Source organism: Cytobacillus sp. Bva_UNVM-123 (assembly GCF_046351715.2).
Classification (GTDB): domain Bacteria; phylum Bacillota; class Bacilli; order Bacillales; family Cytobacillaceae; genus Cytobacillus.
This window is the reverse complement of record NZ_CM177772.1, coordinates 4,886,754-4,910,636: the sequence shown is the minus strand read 5'-3', so window position 1 is coordinate 4,910,636 and position 23,883 is coordinate 4,886,754. Positions and strand designations below refer to the sequence as shown.

Below are 23,883 nucleotides of genomic sequence, written 5' to 3'. Positions count from 1 at the left end.
CAGTTTATACGTCGCTAAGCAAGGCGCTTCCGCTTTTCTAAAAAGATAATAAAGTATTAAATTTTTGAAGTTAGAGAACTGTCTAGCTCCAGCGCCTAGCGACTAGTAAACTTCCCTCCCTCTCCCTACGATAAGTCAACATCGACTCGCTTCACTCGTCGTGTTTCCTTTATCTCAGTCAAGGTCAGTCCAGTTTATACGTCGCTAAGCAAGGCGCTTCCGCTTTTCTAAAAAGATAATAAAGTATTAAATTTTTGAAGTTAGAGAACTGTCTAGCTCCAGCGCCTAGCGACTAGTAAACTTCCCTCCCTCTCCCTACGATAAGTCAACATCGACTCGCTTCACTCGTCGTGTTTCCTTTATCTCAGTCAAGGTCAGTCCAGTTTATACGTCGCTAAGCAAGGCGCTTCCGCTTTTCTTATTCATATTCAGCCAATATTTCATCCATAATAAACTTAATGCCGTAATATACATATAATGCAGCAATCGTTGCGGGATATCCGAATCGATTGCCATTTTCATCAGGTAGAAGTCCTTTCGTCAGCTTTAAATCAATATGCGCATCGGCTAAATCAACTATGCTTTCATTGCCGTTAGAATTATCAGTTGAGATAGCTGCGAAAGGAATTCCCTTTTCAGTGAGAAATTTACCTATTTTAATTGCTTCCGCATCCGTTGAATATCTAGTAATAATTAAAAATCTGTCTGTTTCAGAGATTTCATGAAGATTTTCTGTCCATTGAAAGGCATTTAAGGCATTATATAGTGGCTCTTGGCTTTCTGTTGCTTCAAAAGCGACCGCCTTCATTTCTTTTGTCGCAAAAATAAATACTTTTCCGTTGCTGATAATCGCTTGTGCAAGCAAACGTGCACTATCCTCAATCATTTCTGCTTCTTTTTCATAAAGTCTATTAAAGACGCCTAAAACTTGAGTTGAAAACATTTTTAGCATATTGTGACACCGCCATTTTCCTTTTATGATCATAATTATATTGAATTCAAAGAAAAAGGTAAAATAACACTCACAATGGTAAAAGGGAGAAGGATTTTTCCAGTAGAATAGAGAAGATTTACTAGGGGAGAAATAATGTATATATTTAACAATGTCATCACTAGGTGGAAAGAATTACGCGTTTGAACATAAGAGAAGAGGTGACTTAATGAAGGGGAAAATATTAATAGTTGACGATCAATTTGGAATTCGTATTTTGCTCAATGAAGTTTTACAAAAAGAAGGGTACGATACTTATCAAGCCGCAAATGGTGTTCAGGCGCTTGAAATTGTCACGAAGCATGCTCCTGATTTAGTTCTGCTCGATATGAAAATACCTGGGATGGACGGAATTGAGATTTTAAAAAGGTTGAAAGTAATCGATAGAGATATTCGAGTTATTATTATGACTGCTTATGGTGAATTGGATATGATTCAGGAGGCGAAGGAGTTAGGTGCTATGACTCATTTTGCTAAGCCTTTTGATATTGATGATATTCGTGCAGCAGTCAAGAAATATCTTCCGGTTCCTGAATCCCTTTAGTGTATTTTTGCAGAAATGCATTGCCTGTAGGGAATGCGAATAAATGATTCATTTGTTTAATAGAACCGTTTTAAGTGCATACCCAACAGGCTTTTTAAATGAATATTTCTGTTTGTTGCAATCTGATGACAGATTAGAGAAAGTCATTGGATTAATAGCAATTTTTTTTCAGTTTTGATATGATACAAGTGAATTCTATCGAATCGGTTTTTCTTTTTAGCAGGATTATGCTATACATATGTGTTTCATTTAAAGGAAAGACTTTAAAGGATTATCGCAAATTAGCTGATAGAAAGAGCCTGCTTTATTCTGCGAAAAAGAAACGATCGATTATGAATAAGGAGGAAGAAAAATGCCTTTAGTTTCAATGACTGAGATGCTTAACAAAGGGAAAGCAGAAGGCTATGCAGTTGGGCAATTTAACTTAAATAACCTTGAATTTACTCAAGCAATTCTTCAAGCAGCAGAGGAAGAAAAGTCCCCTGTTATTCTTGGTGTTTCTGAAGGAGCTGCTCGTTATATGGGTGGCTTTAAAACAGTTGTCAAAATGGTAGAGGGATTGCTTGAAGATTATAAAATAACGGTACCGGTTGCGATTCATTTAGACCACGGCTCAAGCTTCGAAAAGTGTAAAGAAGCAGTTGATGCTGGCTTCACTTCTGTCATGATTGATGCATCGCATGACCCATTTGAAGAAAATGTGGAGACTACTCTAAAGGTCGTTGAATATGCACATGCAAAAGGTGTTTCAGTTGAAGCTGAATTAGGAACTGTTGGCGGGCAAGAAGATGATACGATAGCAGATGGTGTCATTTATGCAGATGCGAAAGAATGTGAAGAGCTTGTAAAGCGCACAAAAATTGATTGTCTTGCACCTGCATTAGGTTCAGTTCATGGACCATATAAAGGAGAACCAAAATTAGGTTTTGCTGAAATGGAGGAAATCGGGAATATTACAGGAGTGCCACTTGTTCTTCACGGTGGTACAGGAATTCCTACAAAGGATATCCAAAAGGCGATTTCTTTAGGAACAGCAAAAATTAATGTTAATACTGAGAACCAAATTGCTTCTGCAAAACGTGTGCGTGAAGTATTGGCAGCAAATCCAGAAATGTATGATCCACGTAAATATTTAGGACCAGCACGAGAGACAATTAAAGAAACAGTCATTGGCAAAATGCGTGAATTTGGTTCGTCAGGTAAAGCTTAAGATTGCTATTACGCTTTTCTATAAGCTAGCTATTATATAAATTGGAAACCGCCTTTCATTAAAGAGGCGGTTTCCGTTCATTGGAGGGAATAAGAATGAAATTTTTTATTGATACAGCGAATATGGAAGAAATTAAAGAAGCTTACTCACTTGGTGTGGTTGCAGGAGTAACAACTAATCCTTCACTAGTTGCAAAAGAAAAAAATGTCTCATTTCCAGAACGTCTTCGTGAGATTACTGAGCTTGTTCCTGGTTCTGTAAGTGCAGAGGTCATCGCACTAGATGCAGAAGGGATGATTAAAGAAGGAAGAGAGCTTGCAGCGATCGCTCCAAATATTACCGTTAAAGTTCCGATGACACCGGAAGGCTTAAAAGCTGTTCATGTTTTCTCTAAAGAAGGCATTAAAACAAACGTTACGCTAATTTTTAGCGCTAACCAAGCTTTGTTAGCTGCAAGAGCTGGTGCGACATATGTTTCACCATTTTTAGGAAGACTAGATGATATTGGTCATAATGGTCTTGATTTAATTTCAACCATTGCTGAAATTTTTGCTATTCATGATATTAAAACAGAAATTATTGCAGCTTCTATTAGACATCCACAGCATGTTACGGATGCTGCATTAAGAGGCGCCCATATTGCTACAGTTCCTTACAAGGTAATTATGCAATTGTTCAATCATCCTTTAACAGATAAGGGGATTGAAGCATTTCTAGCTGACTGGAATTCACGCTCTTAATTGTTATACAGGGCTTCCGCTTTCCTAGGTCTTTTTAGCTATTTTTAACTTTTTCGAATATCGATACATGAGAATTTATTTTTCGTGTAAACTAGATGATAAGGATATTTTCGGATTACGCTTTGGATGACTTAGGATTAGAAAAACTTGGTGTTCGTCAAGTCTTTCCGGCGAATGCCCTAGTTTTTCTATTGCGATGTTATAGTAGTAATACTATTTGGCTTTAGAACGATAATAAACTTATACTTTCTTACTAGCCAAGTATAAACCGGCGTAGAAAGGAGTCAACAATGGAAAAGCTAATGATTGCAGGCGGTTACCCTTTAAAAGGAACGGTTCGAATTAGCGGGGCGAAAAATAGTGCAGTTGCACTGATTCCAGCTACAATTCTAGCGGATTCACCTGTCACAATAGAAGGGCTGCCAGATATTTCGGATGTTCAAATTTTAAAAGGACTGCTAGAAGAACTGGGAGGAACAGTCAATTTCTCTAATAATGATATGATTGTCGACCCTTCCTCTATGATTTCCATGCCTTTGCCGAATGGGAAAGTAAAAAAACTTCGAGCTTCTTATTATTTAATGGGTGCGATGCTCGGAAGATTCAAAAAAGCAGTAATTGGTCTTCCAGGTGGTTGCCACCTCGGTCCAAGACCGATTGACCAACATATAAAAGGCTTCGAAGCACTTGGAGCAAATGTAACAAATGAACAAGGTGCCATTTATTTGCGTGCTGACGAGCTTCATGGTGCCCGTATTTATCTTGATGTAGTTAGTGTAGGTGCCACGATTAATATTATGCTCGCAGCCGTTAGAGCAAAAGGCCGAACCATTATTGAAAATGCGGCTAAAGAGCCGGAAATCATTGATGTTGCCACATTGCTTACAAATATGGGTGCAAAAATTAAAGGTGCTGGGACAGATGTCATTCGAATAGATGGGGTTGAGCACCTTCATGGCTGTCAGCATACCATTATTCCTGACCGAATTGAGGCAGGTACATATATGATATTAGGTGCGGCTGTTGGTGAGGGGATCTTAATTGATAATGTAATCCCACAGCATCTTGAATCCTTAATTGCAAAGCTAAGAGAAATGGACGTTGAAGTTGAAGCTGGAGATGATCAAGTATTCATTGGTCCAGTAAATAATTTGAAGGCAATTGATATTAAAACACTTGTTTATCCTGGATTCCCAACGGATCTTCAACAGCCGCTTACTTCGCTTTTAACAAAAGCAGAAGGGACAAGCATGGTAACGGATACGATTTATGGAGCTCGCTTTAAGCATATTGATGAATTAAGAAGAATGAACGCTAATATTAAAGTTGAAGGGCGTTCAGCCATTATTCATGGGCCAGTTCAGCTTCAAGGTGCAAAAGTGAAAGCAAGTGATTTAAGAGCGGGTGCAGCGCTCGTTATTGCAGGTCTAATTGCTGAAGGAGTAACAGAAGTAACTGGACTTGAGCATATTGATCGCGGGTACAGTCATCTCGTAGAAAAGCTTAATGGGCTTGGTGCGACTGTTTGGCGTGAAAGCTTAACAAAAGAAGAGCAGGAACAAATGAAAAATGCTTAAATTAAGTTTGTTTTAAAAAAAATATAATTTTTGAAGTTAGAGAATTGTCTAGCTCCAGCGCCTAGCGCCTTGCGAACTTCCGATGCATAGGACGTGCTAGTCACGCTAAGCCTGATTGTATTTTCTAGGCTAAAGCCCAAAGAAAACACTTATGCAGGCATTGCCACAGGGTTAGTTCGTACGACGCTGACCAAGGCGCTGCGCTTTTCTTATGAGGAGGAAATTTGGATGGAACGAAGTTTATCGATGGAACTAGTTCGAGTAACAGAGGCTGCAGCCTTAGCATCTGCTCGTTGGATGGGAAGAGGATTAAAGAACGAAGCAGATGATGCAGCGACAACTGCTATGCGGAATGTATTCGATACAGTGCCAATGCAAGGAGTAGTAGTCATCGGAGAAGGTGAAATGGATGAAGCCCCGATGTTATATATTGGTGAGAAGCTAGGAACGAATCAAGGCCCACAAGTGGATATTGCAGTAGATCCTCTTGAAGGAACGAATATTGTTGCTTCAGGTGGATGGAACGCTCTAGCTGTTCTAGCTGTTGCTGACCATGGAAACTTATTGCATGCACCAGATATGTATATGGATAAAATTGCAGTTGGGCCTGAAGCTGTTGGACAAATAGATATTAATGCCTCCGTTATAGATAACTTAAAGGCTGTTGCAAAGGCAAAAAATAAAGATATAGCTGATGTTGTTGCAACGGTTCTTAACCGTCCAAGACACGAACATATTATTAGCCAGCTTCGAGAAGCAGGGGCAAGAATTAAATTAATTAATGATGGGGATGTAGCAGGAGCAATTAATACTGCATTTGACCATACAGGTGTAGATATCCTATTTGGACTAGGTGGTGCACCAGAAGGTGTTATTGCTGCTGTTGCTCTTAAATGTTTAGGTGGAGAAATTCAAGGAAAGCTTGTTCCTCAAAATGATGCTGAAGTAGAACGGTGCAAGAAAATGGGTCTCGACCTTAATAAGATTCTTCGCATGGAAGACTTAGTAAAGGGTGATGACGCGATTTTTGCAGCTACAGGTGTAACAGATGGGGAGCTGCTTCGCGGCGTACAATATAAAGGTTTTTATGGTTCTACTCATTCGATTGTTATGCGTGCGAAATCTGGTACAGTCCGCTTTATTGAAGGTCGTCATAGCTTAAAGAAAAAGCCAAACCTCGTAATCGGCTAAAAATAGAGAGAGAAATAGTATGCGGTTCAACATTTACTAAATACGTAACTTGGACCGCATAATTTGAAACTTCAGGCCCAAAAAGGGAGATCTATCATCGCATTTCCTTCCTAACTAGATAATTATCCTTATTTAATTGAATGATTTTCAAAATTTAGTTGATTAAATCTCTAATAAAGGGGTAAAATAGAGATTGTTTTATAAAAAAGAGGAAACCTCAATAATAGCCATAAAATGGCGCTTTCCGAACAAACCCTCGGTATTAGAGATTTCATGTTTAACTTCATTCAGCAAGAGTCTCCCACTTCTTTTAGCGGTATGATGAATGCAAATATGTCCTTAATTTTAGAATGAATAAAGTTAATGCCTCAAGTTAGCCTTCAGATTACAAGCGAAGGTAAAAAATCTAGGCGTAAATTCGTAAGGTGTATTTGATTGTAAATTCAATTTCCTTTACCTCAAAAAGCATATTCTCTTATTTAAAAAGAATGAAGAAAAAATTATAGTCAGTTTTGTCCAATTATATATGAGGAAAAAGATTGAAAATTCAAAAGTGTGGTGTCAATATGGGATTAAATATTTCAAGTTTAGAAAATATGAAATTAAAAGAACTTTATGAGCTTGCCCGCGAATATAAAGTTTCTTATTACAGCAAATTAACAAAAAAAGAATTAATCTTTGCTATTTTAAAAGCACGGGCTGAAAAGGAAGGCTACTTCTTTATGGAGGGTGTCCTTGAAATCATCCAATCTGAAGGTTTTGGATTTTTACGTCCAATTAACTATTCACCAAGCTCTGAGGATATTTACATATCAGCATCCCAAATTCGTCGTTTTGATTTAAGAAATGGAGACAAAGTTTCCGGAAAGGTCCGTCCTCCGAAGGAAAATGAGCGTTATTTTGGTTTGCTGCAAGTCGAGTTGGTGAATGGAGATGACCCAGAGTCTGCTAAAGAACGTGTTCACTTCCCAGCTTTGACTCCTTTATATCCTGATAACCACATGAAGCTTGAAACAACGCCAAAACATTTATCAACAAGGATTATGGATGTACTTGCACCTGTTGGTTTTGGTCAGCGTGGACTTATTGTGGCTCCTCCTAAGGCCGGTAAAACAATGCTGTTAAAAGAAATTGCCAACAGCATTACAACAAATCACCCTGAAGTGGAATTAATTGTTCTCCTAATTGACGAGCGTCCTGAGGAAGTTACAGATATTGAACGTTCTGTAGCAGGTGATGTTGTTAGTTCGACATTTGATGAGGTTCCTGAAAATCATATTAAGGTCGCTGAGCTCGTTCTTGAGCGTGCGATGCGTTTAGTTGAGCATAAACGTGATGTTGTTATTTTAATGGACAGTATTACAAGGCTGGCAAGAGCATATAACCTTGTCATCCCGCCGAGTGGAAGAACATTATCAGGAGGGATTGATCCTGCTGCATTCCACAGACCGAAGCGATTCTTCGGTGCTGCCCGAAATATCGAGGAGGGCGGAAGCTTAACTATTTTAGCAACCGCATTAGTTGATACGGGTTCACGGATGGATGACGTTATTTATGAGGAGTTCAAAGGAACAGGGAATATGGAGCTTCATCTTGATCGTTCTCTTGCTGAAAGAAGAATTTTCCCTGCCATCGATATTCGCCGCTCTGGTACGCGTAAAGAAGAATTGCTTATTCAAAAAGACCATCTCGATAAATTATGGGCGATTCGCAAGTCTATGTCTGATTCACCTGATTTTGCAGAGAAGTTTTTGCGTAAATTAAGACAAACAAAATCAAATGAAGAGTTTTTTGCTAATTTAGGAGAAGAAATGAAAGCAAAACGTTCTAATTAATTTGCGGAAATCCATTATTGCAAAATAGATTTGTCCTTGTTATAATAATTCCAGTGTGTTTTTGAATTATACGGAAATCATTTGATTCCCGGTAATATATACTCTGTCTCAGTATGATTCAGGGCGGAAGGAGATGAAAAGAATGAAAGCAGGAATTCATCCAAACTATACGAAAGCATTAGTAAGATGTGCATGTGGTAATGAATTTGAAACAGGTTCTGTTAAACAAGAAATTCGCGTAGAAACTTGTTCTGAATGCCATCCATTCTACACAGGACGTCAAAAATTCGCTGAAGCTGGCGGACGTGTTGACCGTTTCAACAAAAAATACGGCATTAAGCAACAACAATAACACAATCAAAACAGGCAAGCTTCTTTTCTTGCCTGTTTTTTATTTCTCTTTTACCAAATTTTTAAAACTAGAGAACGGTCTAGCTCTGACGGACAAGACGTACTTCGCACGCAAGCGTAATTGTTTTCAAAAGGATAAAGCATCAAGAAAACAATCACGTAGATATTGATGTTGCAAAAAGATGTGGTACTTTTTGTCGGTCAGCGCTTTTTGAAGAAGGAGAGGTCATCCATGTATGTTATGAATCACAAAGGATGGGTAGAGGTCATTTGTGGAAGTATGTTTTCGGGTAAATCTGAAGAACTTATCCGTCGCGTAAGAAGAGTACAATTTGCAAAGCAGCAAATTGTAGTATTTAAGCCGCAAATTGATAACCGCTATAGTGATGAGGCAGTTGTTTCTCATAATGGCACCTCCTATACAGCCATTCCGATTTCCCAATCGACAGATATTTTTAAATATATTCAAACGGATACTGACGTGATTGCTATTGATGAAGTTCAGTTTTTTGACTCAGAAATCGTACGGGTGATCCAGCACCTAGCAGATAGTGGATACCGTGTGATTGCAGCTGGTCTTGATCAAGACTTTCGCGGAGAACCATTTGGTCAAATGCCAGAATTGATGGCCATTGCTGAATCAGTGACAAAGCTGCAAGCTGTTTGTACAATTTGTGGTTCACCAGCAAGTCGAACACAGCGATTAATTAATGGCAAGCCTGCTTCATATGATGATCCAATTATTTTAGTCGGTGCTTCAGAAGCTTATGAAGCACGTTGCCGTCATCATCATGAAGTGCCGAAATCTCCAACCATTAAAGGTGGAGTAAAAACGACTGAGACCTTATCATAGTTATTTATGCTAATAAAAAATACTTACGCTGAGGCTGGGACATAACTAGCTTCAAATAGCGAGAAAGGTGAATTTGAGGATCCTCAAATTCACCTTTCTCTATTTTTGCATATAAATTCTTCTATTCCCTTAGTTAATGGCAGTGAATTTTCTTAAATTCACTGCCATTAACGCAAAGCCCATTTCGTTTTCTACCTTCGATTTTCCTCGTACAGAAAATCGAGCGAAACGCAAATTAGCCTTCAAGAATCCAAAAACTGGTTCCACATCGATTTTACGTTTACGATAGATGGCACTTGTTTTCTCTTCTGAAAGCTTTGCTCGCACATATTCTTTTTGTTGTTCCCACTTTTCATTCACCATTAACTTTCGATTATTACCTTCTTTTGCTTTCGTACATGAAGAACGGAATGGGCAGTCCGAACAGTCTTCACATTCATAGATTTTAAACTCTCGTTTGAAGCCTGTTTTATCCGTACGTACAGAATGATATTTATATAAAAGGCGTTGCTGGTTCGGACAAATGTACGCTTCGTTTTCTTCATCATACTGCCAGTTATCTGGATTGAATTCGTTTTGTTTATATTTTTTCTTTTGCTCTTTCAAGTACATATTATACGTAATTAGCGCTTCTCGTTTACGATTTGAAAGGATATCATCATAATTTTGTTCACTGCCATAACCTGCATCTGCCACAATGTGTTTCGGTAATTCAAAATAACGTCGCTCGATCTCATCTAGGAACGGAATTAACGTTCGTGTGTCTGTTGGATCTGAAAATAAACTATAGGCAAGTGCGTACTGTCCTTCCGTTGCGACTTGTACATTGTAACCAGCTTTTAATTGTCCGTTTTGCATATAATCATCTTTCATCCGCATAAATGTCGCATCCGGGTCTGTTTTAGAATAGCTATTACGTGAGCCAAAGATTTCAAAGTCTCGTTGATATTTCCGTTTTCGTAAGACAAAATCAATCAACTGTTTTTGCACTTGTTTCGGGTATTTACGTTCACTTCTTAGAGTTTTTCGCTCTGGAATGTCTGATGATGCTTCAATTTGTTTATTATAATCGGTTACGACATCGTTCACTTTTTGAACCATTTGAGTGAGCTCATCCATTGATAACTGTTCATCGCTTTCACGTTCAAGTTCAGGGATGATTTCGTTCTTAAGGAGTTCATCGTATAGCTGGTTTGACTTTTCAATTAAACTTTGATGATATTTCTCAATTGATTTTTTCCAGACAAACGTAAATTTATTCGCATTTGCTTCAATTTTTGTACCATCAATAAAAATCGCTTCTTGGTCAATCAGATTTTCTTGTACTAACTGGCAGCGGAATTGAACGAAGCATTGGCGGATTAATTCTTTTACCTCCGGTTGTACACGGAATCGGTTGATAGTTCGGTAGCTTGGTTCATATCCTTGAGCTAGCCACATCATACGGATACTGTCTTTTAATAGGGCTTCAATTTTGCGCCCTGAGAAGACAGATTGCGTGTAGGCACATAGGATAATTTTAAGCATCATGCGTGGATGATAGGCAGGGCAGCCCTCATTTCGAAGAAATGGTTCAAAGGCTTCATGAGGGATACTTTCAACTAAATGATGAACATGGAGGGCAATATCATTATTTTGTAATTTTACTTCTAAATCTAAGGGCAAAACGATTTGATTCATGTTATAATGTTTAAACATAAGGACACTTCTTTCTGATTTGATTTGGTGTGGTAACTTAATTTTATCAGAAGTTGTCCTTATTTTATTACAAAATAATCAAAGCCGGTGAAATTTTACTCGTCGTAAAATTTCACCGGCTTTTTCATCTTAGAGGTGGGTTTTGTCCCAGCCTCGTTTTTTATATGGAAAAAAGCGAGAGAAATTAGCGCCTCAAATGTTAAAACAAGATCGATTTTAAAAAGGGTAGTATTGTATGGTTGAAATTGGCGGTACATTCTTCCTTTATTTACGGACATGCTATGAAAAGGAGGTGTAAGAGATGAAGAATTATCTTTTTTTCATTTTAGTACTTATCTTTCTAGCTGCCTGTGGTCAAAATCAAGGAGCTGAGAATTTGTATGGCGAGAATGAAGTAAGGGACGGTACTACTTTTATTTCAAATCGATTAGATCGCCAAGAATATAATACAAGAGATTGGTCAATGGATGCTCAAAATCCTAATTTCCCTAATACAGATGGGAATCGTGTAAATAACGGAGCTGACATTGATAAAGCACGACAAATTATTGAGGCAACTGGTGAGTTTCGAGCAGGTCCGATTTGGATAAATGGTGATGATATGTGGGTGACTGCTTACAAAAGGGGAATGATTAAAAATCAGCAAAGAGTTAAAGATGCTTCTGCACTCCGAAAGAAATTATTAAAAGGTTTACCACGCTATCATATTCAAGTAAAAATTCAAGAAGACCGTACGTAAAGGCACCTTGCGAGAGCAAGGTGTTTTTTGTTAATAGCTCTGTTAAAGAAATATGTTGATTTAAAACCAAAATGCGATATATTAGTTATATAAAAATTGGGCTTTTATAAAAAATATTAATGTGAGGAGTGAATTGAAAATGCGACCGATTGTACTAGGGGTTTTAGCAGCATTCTTTTTTGCCTTTACGTTTATTTTGAATCGGTCGATGGCGGTTTCTGGAGGCAGCTGGATCTGGAGTGCCTCTCTCAGGTATTTTTTTATGGTGCCGTTTCTGCTAATCATCGTTATCGGTAGGAAAGGAATGAAGCCACTTTTACAAGAGATGAGAAAGAAATATTTAGCTTGGCTATTATGGAGCATAATCGGTTTCGGCTTTTTTTATGCCCCGTTAAGCTTTGCTGCGGCATATGGTCCAGGCTGGCTAATCGCTGGTACATGGCAGGTGACGATTATTTCTGGTTCACTTCTTGCCCCTTTATTTGTCGAAATGAAACAAACAGCTAATGGTCCTTTGAAGGTAAGAGGAAAAATCCCGTTTATCGGTCTTGCAATGTCAATGATCATTTTACTTGGTGTCGCTCTTATGCAAGTTGAGCAAGCGAACCATTTATCTGCGAAGGAATTATTATTAGGCGTCTTGCCAGTCATGATTGCTTCGGTTGCCTATCCTTTAGGAAATCGTAAAATGATGGAAGTATGTGAAGGCAGGCTTGATGCCTATCAGCGTGTATTAGGAATGACGATTGCAAGCCTTCCACTTTGGCTTCTTTTATCTTTGTATGGACTCGCTACAGTTGGTTTACCTAGCAAAGAACAGTCGCTCCAAGCGCTTCTTGTTGCCATTTTTTCTGGCGTCATTGCAACGGTTCTATTTTTCCAAGCAACCGATTTAGTGAAAGGAAATATGAAGAAATTAGCTGCAGTGGAAGCGACACAGTCCATTGAAGTTTTATTTGCGGTAGTTGGAGAAATAATATTGCTTGCTTCGCCACTCCCTTCATCTATATCTTGGCTCGGAATGGCTCTTGTTATGATTGGAATGGTTTTGCACAGCTCTGTTTCCCATCGAGAAAAACCAGTTAAGTTGGCTGCTGTCACATATAAATCAAGCTAACTGCATGTAGCTGAACTTTCTAACGGATAATGAATCGAACGAGTGAATTTCATTTCAGCAAAATTGACATCTAAATTCCAGATTGATATATTGGTTTTATGAAAAATATTAAAATGATTGACCGGCCAGCTTTACGAGATCAAGTATATGAATCCTTGAAGAAAGCGATTATTACACTCGAGCTAGAGCCTGGAGAACGAATAATGGATAAGGATTTAGCAGCCCAATTTGGGGTGAGCCGGACACCAGTTAGAGAGGCGTTAAAACGGCTTGAAGATGAGGGGCTTGTTGAATCTATGCCAGGCTCACAAACACGAATCACACCTATTTTTTTAGAGGAGGCGAAAAATGCATTTACAGTTGTTGCTGCTTTACACCGTTTAGCGGCATGGCTTGCAGTTCCGTTACTTTCCGAGGAAGAAATCATTCAAATGGAAGAAAGCAATGTCCGATTACAAAACGCCATTGATCGAAAGGACGTTATTCGAGCAGTAGAAGCAGATGACAGCTTTCACAACATTTTATTAAAAGCTTCAGGTAATCCTGAAATCGAATTCGCATTAGACCGCGTGATGTCGAAGATCAGAAGATTAGAATTTTCAAAGTTCAGTTCATTAAATGCAAGACATTCCATTGAACAGCATAATGGAATTATTGCGGCCTGTCGGTCGAAAGATGCAATCTTGGCAAGTACATTAATTGAAGAAAATTGGCTGAGTTTAGGAAGAATTTTAATCGGTGATGGAGAGTAAAGAAGGAAGGTAATCCACTGTAGGAATTTTATTAAAAGTCAAGAAAATGTTTAAAATCATTTAGAATTAGATAACTGGATATAATGTCACACATTTTATGTGGAAAAAGAGAGGATAGATGAACAGGACTAAAACACCTGTGTTCATCTATCCTATTTTGTACAACATATGACCCCATTTACCACAACAACGGTGTTGTTTGTTGTTCAACTATCGCAACCGTTTCGTATTATTAGGTCAGCCAGAAAATATTTCTGGTTGACCATTTTTTATATCGATATATGATAACGGTAGCCGGGGTAGAACGTTCGCGCCCGTGGGGCTAAGACCCCGTCCGCAAAACAGTTCGCCCCCTACTTGTAGAAACATGTTTGAGGCTGGTTGGGACAATGATCTCGTATAACAAGCGAAGCTATGACACTACAAGAAGGATTAGGGGTACCGGTAATTATATTTGGAGGAGGAAGTTTATAATGAATCCAGTCATTGGTCTGGATGTGGCAAAAGGTGAAAGTCAGATTCAAGCATACTTGGAGAGAAAGAAACCCTACAAAAAAAGTTTCAAAGTAAAACATGATCTTGATGGGTTAGCTAGTTTATTAGATTTTATTAAAGAGATAGAAGATATTTCAGGAGAACGTCCCCCTCTTGTAATGGAATCAACGGGTCATTATCATACACCGGTTGTTCAATATTTTGAGGACAAAGGCTATTTAATTATTATTGTAAATCCACTCATCTCCTATAAAGCAAAAAGTTCTAGTTTGCGAAAGGTAAAAACAGATATCATTGATGCCAATCACCTCTGCGAGCTGTATTATAAAGAGGATTTAGAGCCTTATAAAAAGCGTGGTATCCAACTTATGAACTTACGTCATCTTACGAGACAGCACGATAATATCACAGGCATGTTTGTACAAACCAAACTACAATTTCAAGCAGTTTTGGATCAAGTTTTTCCTGGATATAGTAAGGTTTTTGGAGATTTATATTCGGACGTTTCTTTAAAGACATTACAAGCATTTCCTACTTCAGAAGATGTCTTGAAAGGTGATACTGAAACATTAACAACTAAAATAAAAGAATTCTGTAATACTCGTTCACTACAATGGGCAAACAAACAGGCTGAAAAGCTAATGACTGCCGCAGCTCAAAACCCTTTTCAGAAGGTTTTATACTCTAGTCTTGCCCTGAGCTTAGATATGTTTATTAATATGCTCTTTGAATACAAAAAACATCTATCCATGCTTGAAAATGAGATAGATGTTTTAGCAAAAAGTATTGAAGAATCTAAGATTATCCGATCAATTCCCGGTATCGGTGAAAAAATCGCAGCCACGATTATTTCTGAAGTTGGGGAAATTGAAAGGTTTAATCATCCTAAGAAACTAGTCGCATTTGCCGGTCTTGATCCAAGTGTCTTTGAATCTGGCACATTCAAAGGTACTTACAATCGAATTACCAAAAGAGGCTCTAGCAGACTACGTCAAGCTTTGTATATGGCTGTTAAATGTGCTATTCGTGACTGTCGCAAACAGAAAACAACGGATGAAATCCTTCCTCGTAATAAGAGATTACGAGCGTTTTATGATAAAAAACGGGAAGAAGGAAAACCTTTTAGAGTAGCTGTGATAGCTTGTGCAAACAAACTCCTACATTGGATTTATGCACTTTTAAAAAGCAAAACTTCTTTCCAAGATTTAGCTTGATTTAACAATTTAACCGAGTTAACCGGAACTTTCCAAACACAGTATTTGGACGGTTATTTGGTATACACGAATTTAGTATAACATGATATTTTTAATTTTTTTATTAAAAAATGTTGACAACTATTGGCTGGTTTTGTTTAAGTACATTTCTTCACAATCTTGCTGGCAATTATGTTTTCCCATAACAAAAGCCACCAGTATGTCGGCAGCCTTGTTTTTAGCAACTCCTGTATTTTTCTATTCCCACACAGTATGGTGAACCCAATAGAATCAAAGAACAGCTAAACCTTGCGACCCAAGGTAGGGAAAGTTAGTCCAGGCAACAACCTGCAATCTTACTAGACTACCATCATCTTGGATATTAAATACTGACACTGTACCCTGATTTCCGTTAAGGGTGTAAAAATGCCGTCCATCTTTACTCACTCCAACATCCATCGGAAGACCTGGTGCTGTGCCTGGCGGTGTACTGGTAATATGCCTTACTACCGACAGTGCTCCATTGGGATCTATTCGGTAGGTGGAGATGGTACCGCTTAAGGTGTTGGTAATGTATGCAAAACGTTCATCTCTCGTAGTTACAACCCAACAAGCAGCTTGATATCCGGTTGGTACAGAGCCGCTAATCACATGAAGGATACCGTCGTTGCTCATTGAATAAGATGAAAGTGCATTTGATACTTCTTCCGTAACTAAGAGAATTCCAGACGATAGAAAGTAAACGCCAAATGGTCCTTGACCGTAAGAATCATTAACGATTGGTCCTGTAACCGTACCATCTTTATTTACAGGGAATACACTGAGATGGTTTGAAGTATACTCGGATACAAGGATTTTACTACCATCACGAGTGAAGAGAACCTGAGCGGGTTGAGCATTGAAAGTACTGAGAGAATGGGTGGATCCGGGAATAGGAGTAAGTCGTCCGTTATTATCTATGCGAAAACCAGTGATATTGGAGGCAAAATTGTTAGCCACATTCCCTACATTGGCAACATAGACAAGATTACCAAACACATCTACGGTATTGGGCTGAGCACCTCCTGATGGCTTCACATCCACGAGAACGGGTGCACCGCTGTCAGTAATGATAAAACTGCTGATACTATGGCTGCCTGCGTTCACTGCAAGCAGGAAACGTCCATCACGGGACAAAGTTAGGGCTCCTTGTGACGCAAGGGGATCGACACCATCCTGTACATTTGCAGGGGAGACTTCCTTTGTACCAGTACCTCTACCATAAGTTGGATAGGCACCCGCAATGGTGAGCATTCCATTCATGTCCCTGTAAAAGGCAATGACTTGATTCATTACTTCATTATTGGTCATCATGTACACCATACTCGTACGCGAACGAAAATAGTTGTTTAATATCTGCATTTTATGGCTCGCCTCCTTTTCATAATTTTATATGATTCTTTTGCCAGCTATATTCCCCAAATGGATGTAAGTTGGTTTACAAACAGAGGTGGACTATCATCCACTTATCCCACTAACCTGCCCCGTTAGTTGAAGAAGCGAGGTTTATCCTGCCTCACACCTTCAGTATTACTTTTATAGTCATTTAAAATTGCATATGAATCTATGAGGGGATTTGAATATTTATATTGCTTTAAGTGAATTAGAGAATTATAGAATGACTTTAATGCCGATAGGAAACGATTAACTGTATTAGGACTTTTATTTGTTCGATTAACAAATCGAAAAGTATCTTTTTCTTTTACTTTACAAGCCATTTCGGTCATAAGGTAATCTTCTATGGCTATTCGTATGATGTCTGGCGAATCATCCCAATTCACTCGGTTTCCTTGAAGTTGCTAAATTGATCTAACCATGTGAAAAAGGGAAGAAGGCATTGAAGATACGAAAGAGCTGAACTTTTACTAATTCTTCCGATACAATCGTGATAATGTTCCGTTAACGGAAGAAAAGGATGATTTTGTCGATCAAAAACTAATAATTCAAAACGACTTTCCACACCATCAGGGCAATAATCGTACCAATATTTAGACATGAGAATAACACCTACTTTAATTAAGTTAATCTTCAAGCCAATTATAGAAAGGGATTTTGGGTTGTTGGTTTTCTACTGTATTAAATTGTTCTTGATATTCATTTTGGGATAACTCGTAAGCCCTTTTGCTTTGCTTTCTTGGCATTTTTATAGGAATAGAAGTCGGACTCCAATTCTCACGAATTGCTTTACGAATGAACCCATCGGGATTCTTTACCTTTGTTGCTGATTGTTGCATGATCAAAAGGATCTCTAAAGTTCTTTTAATTCCTACAACAGATAAAATAGATAGCATTTCATCAGTAGGGGAAGTAAGAGTGACAGCCTCATAGGCTAATTTAACTAACTCCGTTTCATCAGAACTCGAATTTATTTCATCTTCCTGTTGTTCTGTACTGTTAATCGAAATAACATTGTTTAGCGTTAATAAATCCGATTCAAGTATTCTCCAACCTTCTTTATCGCTATTTCTATATGAGTTAGGTAATTTCCCTGCTCGAATCCAACGTTTAATGGTTTCCTCATGTTTGCCTAAGAGGTCAGCTACCTCTTTAACAGTGTATTTTTTCAATTTTTAACCCACCTTAAAAGGATGTTCGTTCTCAGAATGTATGTTCTTAATTTTACCACGATATATCGTGGTATCTACATGTAAAATTTACCTTGTGTTGTAGTAGTAAATGAGGTCATTTAAGAGGTCAAATAAATAAAAAAGTACACCACTTATATAAGTGATGTACTAATTATCATATAAAGTGTGACATTAAAGATAAGTTGCTGTTCTTATAACGAAAACATACATTCACTTATCTTTAATTTTACATAGTATGGTGGATTATTTTTTTTTAAGAGAAGTCAATGATTGGATAAATTGCAATGTCACATTAGAATCTTAAGAATTAGTTTTGACTGCACTCTCACTCTATACTATAATTATAATGTTATAGATCTGCTCGTAAACGTATTATGTATTTTATATATATGGCTCGGAAATAATAATCCGAGGTGTAATGGAAAATTGAGGTGAATGCTGTGTTTGATCGTCTTCAATCTGTCGAAGATCGATATGAAAGATTAAATGAGCTATTAAGTGATCCTGATATCGTAAATGATCCGAAAAAACTGCGTGAATATTCTAAGGAACAATCTGATATACAAGAAACAGTTGACGCATATCGTGAATATAAAGTTGTTCGTGAACAGCTTCAAGATGCGAAGGCAATGCTTGATGAAAAATTAGATGCAGACATGCGCGAAATGGTTAAAGAAGAGCTTCATGAGCTTGAAGATAAGATGGAGGAGCTTGAAGATCGATTAAAGATTCTTCTTATTCCAAAAGATCCGAATGATGATAAAAACGTTATTATGGAAATTCGTGGTGCTGCTGGCGGTGATGAGGCTGCACTATTTGCCGGTGATTTATATCGGATGTACAGCCGTTTTGCTGATGCACAGGGTTGGAAGACGGATGTCATTGAAGTACACTCAACCGGTGTAGGCGGCTATAAGGAAATTATTTTTATGATTAATGGAACTGGTGCTTTTTCAAAATTAAAATATGAGAATGGTGCCCACCGTGTTCAGCGTGTTCCAGAGACGGAGTCAGGCGGACGTATTCATACGTCTACAGCAACGGTTGCTGTTCTTCCTGAAGCAGAAGAAGTAGAGGTTGAAATCCATGAGAAAGATATTCGCGTTGATACATTTGCTTCAAGCGGGCCTGGTGGACAGAGTGTAAACACAACGATGTCTGCCGTTCGTTTAACCCACTTGCCTACTGGTACAGTTGTATCTTGCCAAGATGAAAAATCGCAAATTAAGAATAAAGAAAAGGCAATGAAGGTATTGCGTGCTCGTGTATATGATAAATTTCAGCAAGAGGCACAGGCTGAATATGATCAAGTACGTAAATCAGCTGTTGGTACAGGCGACCGTTCGGAACGAATTCGTACGTATAATTTCCCGCAAAACCGCGTGACAGATCACCGAATTGGTTTAACGATTCAAAAGCTTGACCAAATTCTTCAAGGAAAAATCGATGAAGTCATTGATGCTTTAATTCTTGAGGAACAATCTGCGAAGCTGGAAAGCGCATCAAATGAGTAATCAATCTATGAAAGTGTATGAAGCCCTGCAGTGGGCTTCTTCTTTTTTAAAGGTAAAAAATCGTGATGAAAATGCGGGAGAACTATTGTTACAGCACTATATGGGATTGAATCGTTCACAGCTGCTTGCTAGTATGCGAGATAGTGTGGAACCTGAAATTATTGAGATGTTTAAAAAAGCAGTCTTCCTTCATGTAGAGGGGAAGCCGATCCAATATATAATTGGCTCTGAGGAGTTTTACGGTCGCTGTTTTAAGGTTAATGAGAATGTATTAATTCCTCGTCCTGAGACTGAGGAATTAGTATATGGAGCTTTACAGCGAATTAATCGACTATTTAATGAGGAAAACAGCCTTGAACTTGTAGATTTAGGAACAGGAAGTGGAGCTATCGCGATTACATTAAAGTTAGAGAAACATGAATTAAATGTGACTGCGACTGATATTTATGAACCGACGCTTCTTTTAGCAGAAGAAAATGCAAGGCGACTTAAGGCTGATATTCAATTTATTCAAGGTGACTTGTTGCTGCCATTCATGGCTGCCAGGAAAAAATTCGATATTATCATTTCCAATCCTCCATATATTCCTGCTGGAGATATTGCTTGGATGTCTGACGTAGTGAAGGACTATGAACCACATCGTGCTTTGTTTGCAGGCAATGATGGCCTAGATATTTATAAGAAGCTTTCACTGCAGCTGCCTGCTGTTCTGAAAGAAAGGGCCCTAGTCGGTTTAGAGGTGGGAGTAGGTCAAAGTGCCGCAGTGTCTCAACTGCTTAAGAAGGCTTTTCCTAAGGCAAAAATTGAAATTGTCCATGATATTAACGGAAAAGATCGGATGGTATTTGCTGAAATTGGTTTTGAATAAATCCAAATAAAGAGAAAGTGTCCACTGTAGGCGCACAAAACAAATAAAAATGTCCATTTACGGTGCCCATTTACGGTGCCTGGCACCGTAAATGGACATTTTTATTATTCATTTTCAGGGACTAATATTTGTCCGACTTTGCCGATTTTTAATAGTGTTTGCATGAGGGCTCTTGATAATTGACTTGGATTATATGGTTTAATTAAGTAGTCATTGGCACCGAGGGAAATGCCTTTTTCTTTCTCGTCGAGTGCCGTTGAAATGATTACTGGTATATTTTTCAACCGTTCACTTTCCTTAAGAGTTTTCATGATGTGCCAACCATCTAGTTCTTCCTCAAGCATAATATCTAATACAATCGCATCTGGTGTGCTTGTTTCAATAAATTTAAGTGCTTGCTCACCTTTTTCGAAACGAACAACTTTAAACCCACTTTCAGATAACTCGTTGTGGATCAGTTCTGATAGGCTTTGATCATCTTCTATCAACATCACACTGTACTCCATATCTTGCAAAGTTGGCAGATTCTCTGATGTTAGCTGGAGTTCTCCCTCTACAGCTGGAAATGCTAATGTAAAAGTGCTGCCTTTTCCGTACTCCGAGTGAACAATAATATCCCCATCATGCGCTTTCATCATTTCTTTCACGATGGCTAACCCTAAACCTGTACCACCAATCGTTCTTCTATCTGAATTGTCGACCCGGAAAAACTTTGTAAATATCTTATTTAATGCGTCAGCGGGAATGCCTAATCCGTTATCAGCCACATCAACCAAAAGCTTGTCGTCTTTTCGGTACATATGAATGTGAATTTTGCCGCCGGCTGGGGAATATTTAATCGCGTTATTAATTAAATTCGTGAAGACATGTTCTAATTTTGAGCGTTCCCCTAATACTAAATCATTGCTGCTAGCTTGAGTTAATTCAATTCGATGATTTCTTGATTGAATTTGTAGATTGTCAATAACTTTTTCAATAACAGGCAAAAGCCAAACGAATTTTTTTTCGTAAATTTGAATCAATTAATTGAATAAGGGGAATATCGCCTTCCCGTGGTCGAACGTTTTTTTCATCTATTTGCTGAAAATGTTCATATTCATAGCTTAGCTCAATTAAGTCATAAAGAAAGTTCCTCAGTTCTTCAGCTGTCCACATGCGGCCATCGTCTTTTTCCACAGCTTCTAATAAGTTTGAAGCGATATGCTGTAGTCCGCTTAGCTGTAAAGTACCTGCCGTCCCTTTAATCGAATGAAGGAAGCGGATAACATCTTCGTTTAATATTGCTTGGGGAGATCCGCTTTCAAACCAATCTGTTATTTGAACCTTTATTTTTTTAAATAAAAGATTTTTATATTTATTTAAATTCATTATATTAATTACCCTTCCCGAATAAATATTATGTTCGTATTCAGCTATTAATCTAATGGAAAGCTATTAAAAAAGCTAGATTTATTTTATTTTTAATAGGTTAAAAATAGAAGATCTTGTCCACAATGTGTTAGTAAAGGGGTGGACAGAAAATGAAGACAAAAACACTTGCAGGAATATATGTAATATTTTTATGTATCGGTACTATTTTAAATTTGTATATACCAAAGAGTGAAGTAATGGCAGATGAACCATTAGTTATTCCAAATGAAGCTATTAGACTTCGGATTCTAGCTAATAGTGATAGTGAAAATGATCAAGCATTAAAGAGGCTTGTAAGAGATGATATAAATGAAGCGATTACGGAATGGGTGGCAGAGTTAACGTCAATTGAAGAGGCAAGAAGGTTAATTCAGTCGAAGCTTCCGGAGATACAAAAAATTGCTGAAAATGTTATGGATAGGGAAAAGTCAGCACAAAAAGTAACAGTTAACTTTGGGAAAATTGAATTTCCGACTAAGTTATATGGTCAGTTTCTCTATCCTGCCGGAGAATATGAAGCGATATTGATTTCTCTTGGTGAAGGGAAAGGGGCGAATTGGTGGTGTGTATTATTCCCACCGTTATGCTTCCTTGATTTTTCAAATGGTGTAGCTGTAAGTGACGGATTCGAAAATGATACAGCTGAAAAGGCAGAGAATAAGGAAGCTGAGAAAGACAAAGTGAAGGAAAACGAAAACAAGGGAGAGGCCGCGAAAGAAAAGCAGCCTATGTATGTAGAGGAAGAAGAGGAAGAAGTAAAAGTAAAGTTTTTCTTCAAAGAACTGTGGGAGAAAATCTTTGGTTAACCTTCTTTTGTGGATAAACGGCTTTATTGGGGTTTTTTTCTCCTGGAATGTGGATATCTCCATAAAGTTATTCACAATTAAGGTGTTTCTATCCACAAATTGTGGATAATACTTGAGTAATTGACGAACTTCTTTTATACTTTCAAAGGTAATAAGGATAAATATGACGGAAATAAAGGGTTAAAAATTGTTGAAATTGTAGTTAATAAAGGTGGAACAAAATGAACACAAATCGATGGTCAGTGGATAAATATGTGGATGAATATGAAAGTTATCCACAAATTATACAGGCTGCAGAGCTTTTAAAAAAGAATGAAGTCGTTGCATTTCCAACAGAGACAGTATATGGATTAGGTGGAAATGCCGAAAATGATGAAGCGGTCGCAAAAATATTTGCTGCAAAAGGTAGACCGAGTGATAATCCACTAATTATCCACATTGCTGATATTGCCAAGCTTCATGACTTTGTCGCTCATGTACCTGAGAAGGCGAAAAAACTAATGGATAAGTTCTGGCCTGGTCCATTAACGATTATTTTTCAAAAAAAAGCGGGCAAGCTTTCCAACAAGGCGACAGCTGGTTTATCCACAGTAGCTGTTCGAATGCCTGCCGATCCTGTCGCTCTTGCGATTATTAAACAATCGGGCATCCCAATCGCTGCTCCTAGCGCCAATCGTTCAGGGAGGCCAAGTCCAACGACAGCCGAACATGTGTGGGAGGATCTCAATGGAAAGATTGCGGGAATAATTGATGGCGGTCCTACAGGTGTTGGAGTAGAATCGACCGTATTGGACTGCACAGCAAATGTTCCGACAATATTACGACCTGGGGGCATAACGAAGGAACAGTTGGAATCTGTTATTGGCGCTGTAAATGTAGATCCTGCACTTGTTGATAATGGAAAAGCACCGAAGTCACCTGGGATGAAATATCGTCATTATGCACCAAATGCTCCTCTCTATTTAGTAGATGGAACAAAAGAATTTCTCCAGAAGCTAGTAAATGAGAAAAGAATGGAAGGTCATATTGTTGGGATTTTAACAACAGAAGAGAATAAGCAATATTATGAAGGCGATTATGTCTATGCCTGTGGAAAGCGTAATGATCTCCCGACAGTGGCAAGTTCTTTATATGAAGCTTTACGGTTTTTTAATCGTACAGATGTGGATATCATTTATAGTGAAATGTTTTTCAATGAAGGTGTCGGACTTGCCATCATGAACCGACTTATGAAAGCTGCTGCGCATCGCGTCATAAATGAAAACGAATAATTTGTTTGTATTTAACTAACATATCGAAGACAAGGCGATTTTTTCTGAATAAACGTAAAGCTCCATTCTAAAACCTATAGGACATGCATATGTTGAAATAG

At 38.1% G+C, this 23,883-nt stretch carries 23 protein-coding genes and 1 pseudogene; 16 read left to right on the top strand and 8 right to left on the bottom strand.

The features are described 5' to 3' along the window. Nucleotides 1-418 precede the first annotated feature (418 nt). Entirely contained in the window at nt 419-952 is a 534-nt protein-coding gene (locus KDN24_RS24965) for a DUF2529 domain-containing protein (RefSeq protein ID WP_409971027.1), read from the bottom strand. A gap of 208 nt (nt 953-1,160) precedes the next feature. On the opposite strand from KDN24_RS24965, the gene KDN24_RS24960 reads away from it, so the two are divergent. The 8 genes from KDN24_RS24960 (at nt 1,161) to KDN24_RS24925 (ending at nt 9,292) form a co-directional block, all read left to right on the top strand. After that, on the top strand, nt 1,161-1,535 hold the full coding sequence (locus KDN24_RS24960) for a response regulator (RefSeq protein ID WP_409971028.1): 375 nt from the start codon (nt 1,161-1,163) through the stop codon (nt 1,533-1,535). Nucleotides 1,536-1,887: 352 nt separating this feature from the next. Next, nucleotides 1,888-2,745: a class II fructose-bisphosphate aldolase gene (locus tag KDN24_RS24955; RefSeq protein WP_409971029.1), complete on the top strand. Its 858-nt coding sequence runs from the start codon at nt 1,888-1,890 to the stop codon at nt 2,743-2,745. A gap of 95 nt (nt 2,746-2,840) precedes the next feature. Continuing rightward, nucleotides 2,841-3,485 (top strand): fructose-6-phosphate aldolase, encoded by a 645-nt coding sequence (gene fsa / locus KDN24_RS24950; RefSeq protein WP_409971030.1) that lies wholly within the window; start codon nt 2,841-2,843, stop codon nt 3,483-3,485. Between the two features lie 290 nt (nt 3,486-3,775). Continuing rightward, nucleotides 3,776-5,062, top strand: a complete 1,287-nt coding sequence (murA, locus tag KDN24_RS24945) for a UDP-N-acetylglucosamine 1-carboxyvinyltransferase (protein ID WP_409971031.1) — start codon at nt 3,776-3,778, stop codon at nt 5,060-5,062. A 228-nt stretch (nt 5,063-5,290) separates the two neighbouring features. Beyond that, complete coding sequence (gene glpX, locus KDN24_RS24940) at nt 5,291-6,253, top strand: class II fructose-bisphosphatase (protein ID WP_409971032.1); 963 nt, start codon at nt 5,291-5,293, stop codon at nt 6,251-6,253. A 566-nt stretch (nt 6,254-6,819) separates the two neighbouring features. Continuing rightward, nucleotides 6,820-8,088 (top strand): transcription termination factor Rho, encoded by a 1,269-nt coding sequence (rho, locus tag KDN24_RS24935; protein WP_409971040.1) that lies wholly within the window; start codon nt 6,820-6,822, stop codon nt 8,086-8,088. Nucleotides 8,089-8,230: 142 nt separating this feature from the next. Continuing rightward, nucleotides 8,231-8,440, top strand: a complete 210-nt coding sequence (gene rpmE / locus KDN24_RS24930) for a 50S ribosomal protein L31 (protein WP_409971033.1) — start codon at nt 8,231-8,233, stop codon at nt 8,438-8,440. Between the two features lie 231 nt (nt 8,441-8,671). Then, entirely contained in the window at nt 8,672-9,292 is a 621-nt protein-coding gene (locus tag KDN24_RS24925; RefSeq protein WP_409971034.1) for a thymidine kinase, read from the top strand. A gap of 138 nt (nt 9,293-9,430) precedes the next feature. On the opposite strand, the pseudogene KDN24_RS24920 reads toward KDN24_RS24925, so the two are convergent. Further along, nucleotides 9,431-10,990, bottom strand: a pseudogene (locus KDN24_RS24920) (IS1182 family transposase); the annotation flags it as partial. Nucleotides 10,991-11,291: 301 nt separating this feature from the next. Here KDN24_RS24920 and KDN24_RS24915 point away from each other — a divergent pair. From KDN24_RS24915 to KDN24_RS24900, 4 genes are all read left to right on the top strand, one after another. After that, entirely contained in the window at nt 11,292-11,729 is a 438-nt protein-coding gene (locus KDN24_RS24915; RefSeq protein ID WP_409970509.1) for a hypothetical protein, read from the top strand. Between the two features lie 139 nt (nt 11,730-11,868). Beyond that, nucleotides 11,869-12,846, top strand: coding sequence for a DMT family transporter (locus tag KDN24_RS24910; protein WP_409970510.1), 978 nt, complete (start codon nt 11,869-11,871; stop codon nt 12,844-12,846). A 98-nt stretch (nt 12,847-12,944) separates the two neighbouring features. After that, nucleotides 12,945-13,598, top strand: coding sequence for a GntR family transcriptional regulator (locus tag KDN24_RS24905; RefSeq protein ID WP_409970511.1), 654 nt, complete (start codon nt 12,945-12,947; stop codon nt 13,596-13,598). A 473-nt stretch (nt 13,599-14,071) separates the two neighbouring features. After that, nucleotides 14,072-15,307: an IS110 family RNA-guided transposase gene (locus tag KDN24_RS24900; RefSeq protein WP_491348142.1), complete on the top strand. Its 1,236-nt coding sequence runs from the start codon at nt 14,072-14,074 to the stop codon at nt 15,305-15,307. 270 nt (nt 15,308-15,577) lie between these two features. Here the strand turns inward: KDN24_RS24900 and KDN24_RS24895 are convergent, their stop codons facing one another. The 4 genes from KDN24_RS24895 to KDN24_RS24880 form a co-directional block, all read right to left on the bottom strand. Beyond that, a complete protein-coding gene (locus KDN24_RS24895) occupies nt 15,578-16,687 on the bottom strand; it encodes a lactonase family protein (protein ID WP_409973152.1) in 1,110 nt (369 codons plus the stop codon). 125 nt (nt 16,688-16,812) lie between these two features. After that, nucleotides 16,813-17,043 carry a phage integrase gene (locus KDN24_RS24890; RefSeq protein ID WP_491348504.1) on the bottom strand — a complete coding sequence of 77 codons (231 nt, stop codon included), beginning with the start codon at nt 17,041-17,043 and terminating at the stop codon, nt 16,813-16,815. A gap of 59 nt (nt 17,044-17,102) precedes the next feature. Then, nucleotides 17,103-17,321 carry a hypothetical protein gene (locus KDN24_RS24885; RefSeq protein ID WP_409973153.1) on the bottom strand — a complete coding sequence of 73 codons (219 nt, stop codon included), beginning with the start codon at nt 17,319-17,321 and terminating at the stop codon, nt 17,103-17,105. A gap of 25 nt (nt 17,322-17,346) precedes the next feature. After that, nucleotides 17,347-17,892, bottom strand: coding sequence for a helix-turn-helix domain-containing protein (locus KDN24_RS24880; RefSeq protein ID WP_409973154.1), 546 nt, complete (start codon nt 17,890-17,892; stop codon nt 17,347-17,349). A gap of 461 nt (nt 17,893-18,353) precedes the next feature. Between KDN24_RS24880 and prfA the strand changes: the two genes are divergently transcribed. Further along, nucleotides 18,354-19,427 (top strand): peptide chain release factor 1, encoded by a 1,074-nt coding sequence (prfA, locus tag KDN24_RS24875; RefSeq protein ID WP_409973155.1) that lies wholly within the window; start codon nt 18,354-18,356, stop codon nt 19,425-19,427. Further along, the gene (prmC, locus tag KDN24_RS24870) at nt 19,420-20,295 is read left to right on the top strand and encodes a peptide chain release factor N(5)-glutamine methyltransferase (protein WP_409973156.1); all 876 of its coding nucleotides are present in this window, start codon (nt 19,420-19,422) and stop codon (nt 20,293-20,295) included. The genes prfA and prmC overlap by 8 nt, the downstream gene beginning before the upstream one ends. A gap of 104 nt (nt 20,296-20,399) precedes the next feature. On the opposite strand, the gene KDN24_RS24865 is transcribed toward prmC, so the two are convergent. Beyond that, nucleotides 20,400-21,281 (bottom strand): ATP-binding response regulator, encoded by an 882-nt coding sequence (locus KDN24_RS24865; RefSeq protein WP_409973157.1) that lies wholly within the window; start codon nt 21,279-21,281, stop codon nt 20,400-20,402. Next, complete coding sequence (locus tag KDN24_RS24860) at nt 21,268-21,663, bottom strand: Hpt domain-containing protein (RefSeq protein ID WP_409973158.1); 396 nt, start codon at nt 21,661-21,663, stop codon at nt 21,268-21,270. Before KDN24_RS24860 ends, KDN24_RS24865 begins: the two co-directional genes overlap by 14 nt. Nucleotides 21,664-21,815: 152 nt before the next feature. Here KDN24_RS24860 and spoIIR point away from each other — a divergent pair, with 152 nt between their 5' ends. Together spoIIR and KDN24_RS24850 are read left to right on the top strand one after the other, a co-directional pair. After that, entirely contained in the window at nt 21,816-22,511 is a 696-nt protein-coding gene (gene spoIIR, locus KDN24_RS24855; protein WP_409973159.1) for a stage II sporulation protein R, read from the top strand. Between the two features lie 221 nt (nt 22,512-22,732). Beyond that, nucleotides 22,733-23,782, top strand: a complete 1,050-nt coding sequence (locus KDN24_RS24850; protein WP_409973160.1) for an L-threonylcarbamoyladenylate synthase — start codon at nt 22,733-22,735, stop codon at nt 23,780-23,782. Nucleotides 23,783-23,883: the final 101 nt, after the last annotated feature.

What these genes read in the sequence shown, in the direction of transcription:
- KDN24_RS24965 (WP_409971027.1), bottom strand. Translation starts at nt 952, where the DNA reads ATGCTAAAAATGTTTTCAACTCAAGTTTTAGGCGTCTTTAATAGACTT.
- KDN24_RS24960 (WP_409971028.1), top strand. Translation starts at nt 1,161, where the DNA reads ATGAAGGGGAAAATATTAATAGTTGACGATCAATTTGGAATTCGTATT.
- KDN24_RS24955 (WP_409971029.1), top strand. Translation starts at nt 1,888, where the DNA reads ATGCCTTTAGTTTCAATGACTGAGATGCTTAACAAAGGGAAAGCAGAA.
- fsa (WP_409971030.1), top strand. Translation starts at nt 2,841, where the DNA reads ATGAAATTTTTTATTGATACAGCGAATATGGAAGAAATTAAAGAAGCT.
- murA (WP_409971031.1), top strand. Translation starts at nt 3,776, where the DNA reads ATGGAAAAGCTAATGATTGCAGGCGGTTACCCTTTAAAAGGAACGGTT.
- glpX (WP_409971032.1), top strand. Translation starts at nt 5,291, where the DNA reads ATGGAACGAAGTTTATCGATGGAACTAGTTCGAGTAACAGAGGCTGCA.
- rho (WP_409971040.1), top strand. Translation starts at nt 6,820, where the DNA reads ATGGGATTAAATATTTCAAGTTTAGAAAATATGAAATTAAAAGAACTT.
- rpmE (WP_409971033.1), top strand. Translation starts at nt 8,231, where the DNA reads ATGAAAGCAGGAATTCATCCAAACTATACGAAAGCATTAGTAAGATGT.
- KDN24_RS24925 (WP_409971034.1), top strand. Translation starts at nt 8,672, where the DNA reads ATGTATGTTATGAATCACAAAGGATGGGTAGAGGTCATTTGTGGAAGT.
- KDN24_RS24915 (WP_409970509.1), top strand. Translation starts at nt 11,292, where the DNA reads ATGAAGAATTATCTTTTTTTCATTTTAGTACTTATCTTTCTAGCTGCC.
- KDN24_RS24910 (WP_409970510.1), top strand. Translation starts at nt 11,869, where the DNA reads ATGCGACCGATTGTACTAGGGGTTTTAGCAGCATTCTTTTTTGCCTTT.
- KDN24_RS24905 (WP_409970511.1), top strand. Translation starts at nt 12,945, where the DNA reads ATGAAAAATATTAAAATGATTGACCGGCCAGCTTTACGAGATCAAGTA.
- KDN24_RS24900 (WP_491348142.1), top strand. Translation starts at nt 14,072, where the DNA reads ATGAATCCAGTCATTGGTCTGGATGTGGCAAAAGGTGAAAGTCAGATT.
- KDN24_RS24895 (WP_409973152.1), bottom strand. Translation starts at nt 16,687, where the DNA reads ATGCAGATATTAAACAACTATTTTCGTTCGCGTACGAGTATGGTGTAC.
- KDN24_RS24890 (WP_491348504.1), bottom strand. Translation starts at nt 17,043, where the DNA reads ATGGCTTGTAAAGTAAAAGAAAAAGATACTTTTCGATTTGTTAATCGA.
- KDN24_RS24885 (WP_409973153.1), bottom strand. Translation starts at nt 17,321, where the DNA reads ATGTCTAAATATTGGTACGATTATTGCCCTGATGGTGTGGAAAGTCGT.
- prmC (WP_409973156.1), top strand. Translation starts at nt 19,420, where the DNA reads ATGAGTAATCAATCTATGAAAGTGTATGAAGCCCTGCAGTGGGCTTCT.
- KDN24_RS24860 (WP_409973158.1), bottom strand. Translation starts at nt 21,663, where the DNA reads ATGAATTTAAATAAATATAAAAATCTTTTATTTAAAAAAATAAAGGTT.
- spoIIR (WP_409973159.1), top strand. Translation starts at nt 21,816, where the DNA reads ATGAAGACAAAAACACTTGCAGGAATATATGTAATATTTTTATGTATC.
- KDN24_RS24850 (WP_409973160.1), top strand. Translation starts at nt 22,733, where the DNA reads ATGAACACAAATCGATGGTCAGTGGATAAATATGTGGATGAATATGAA.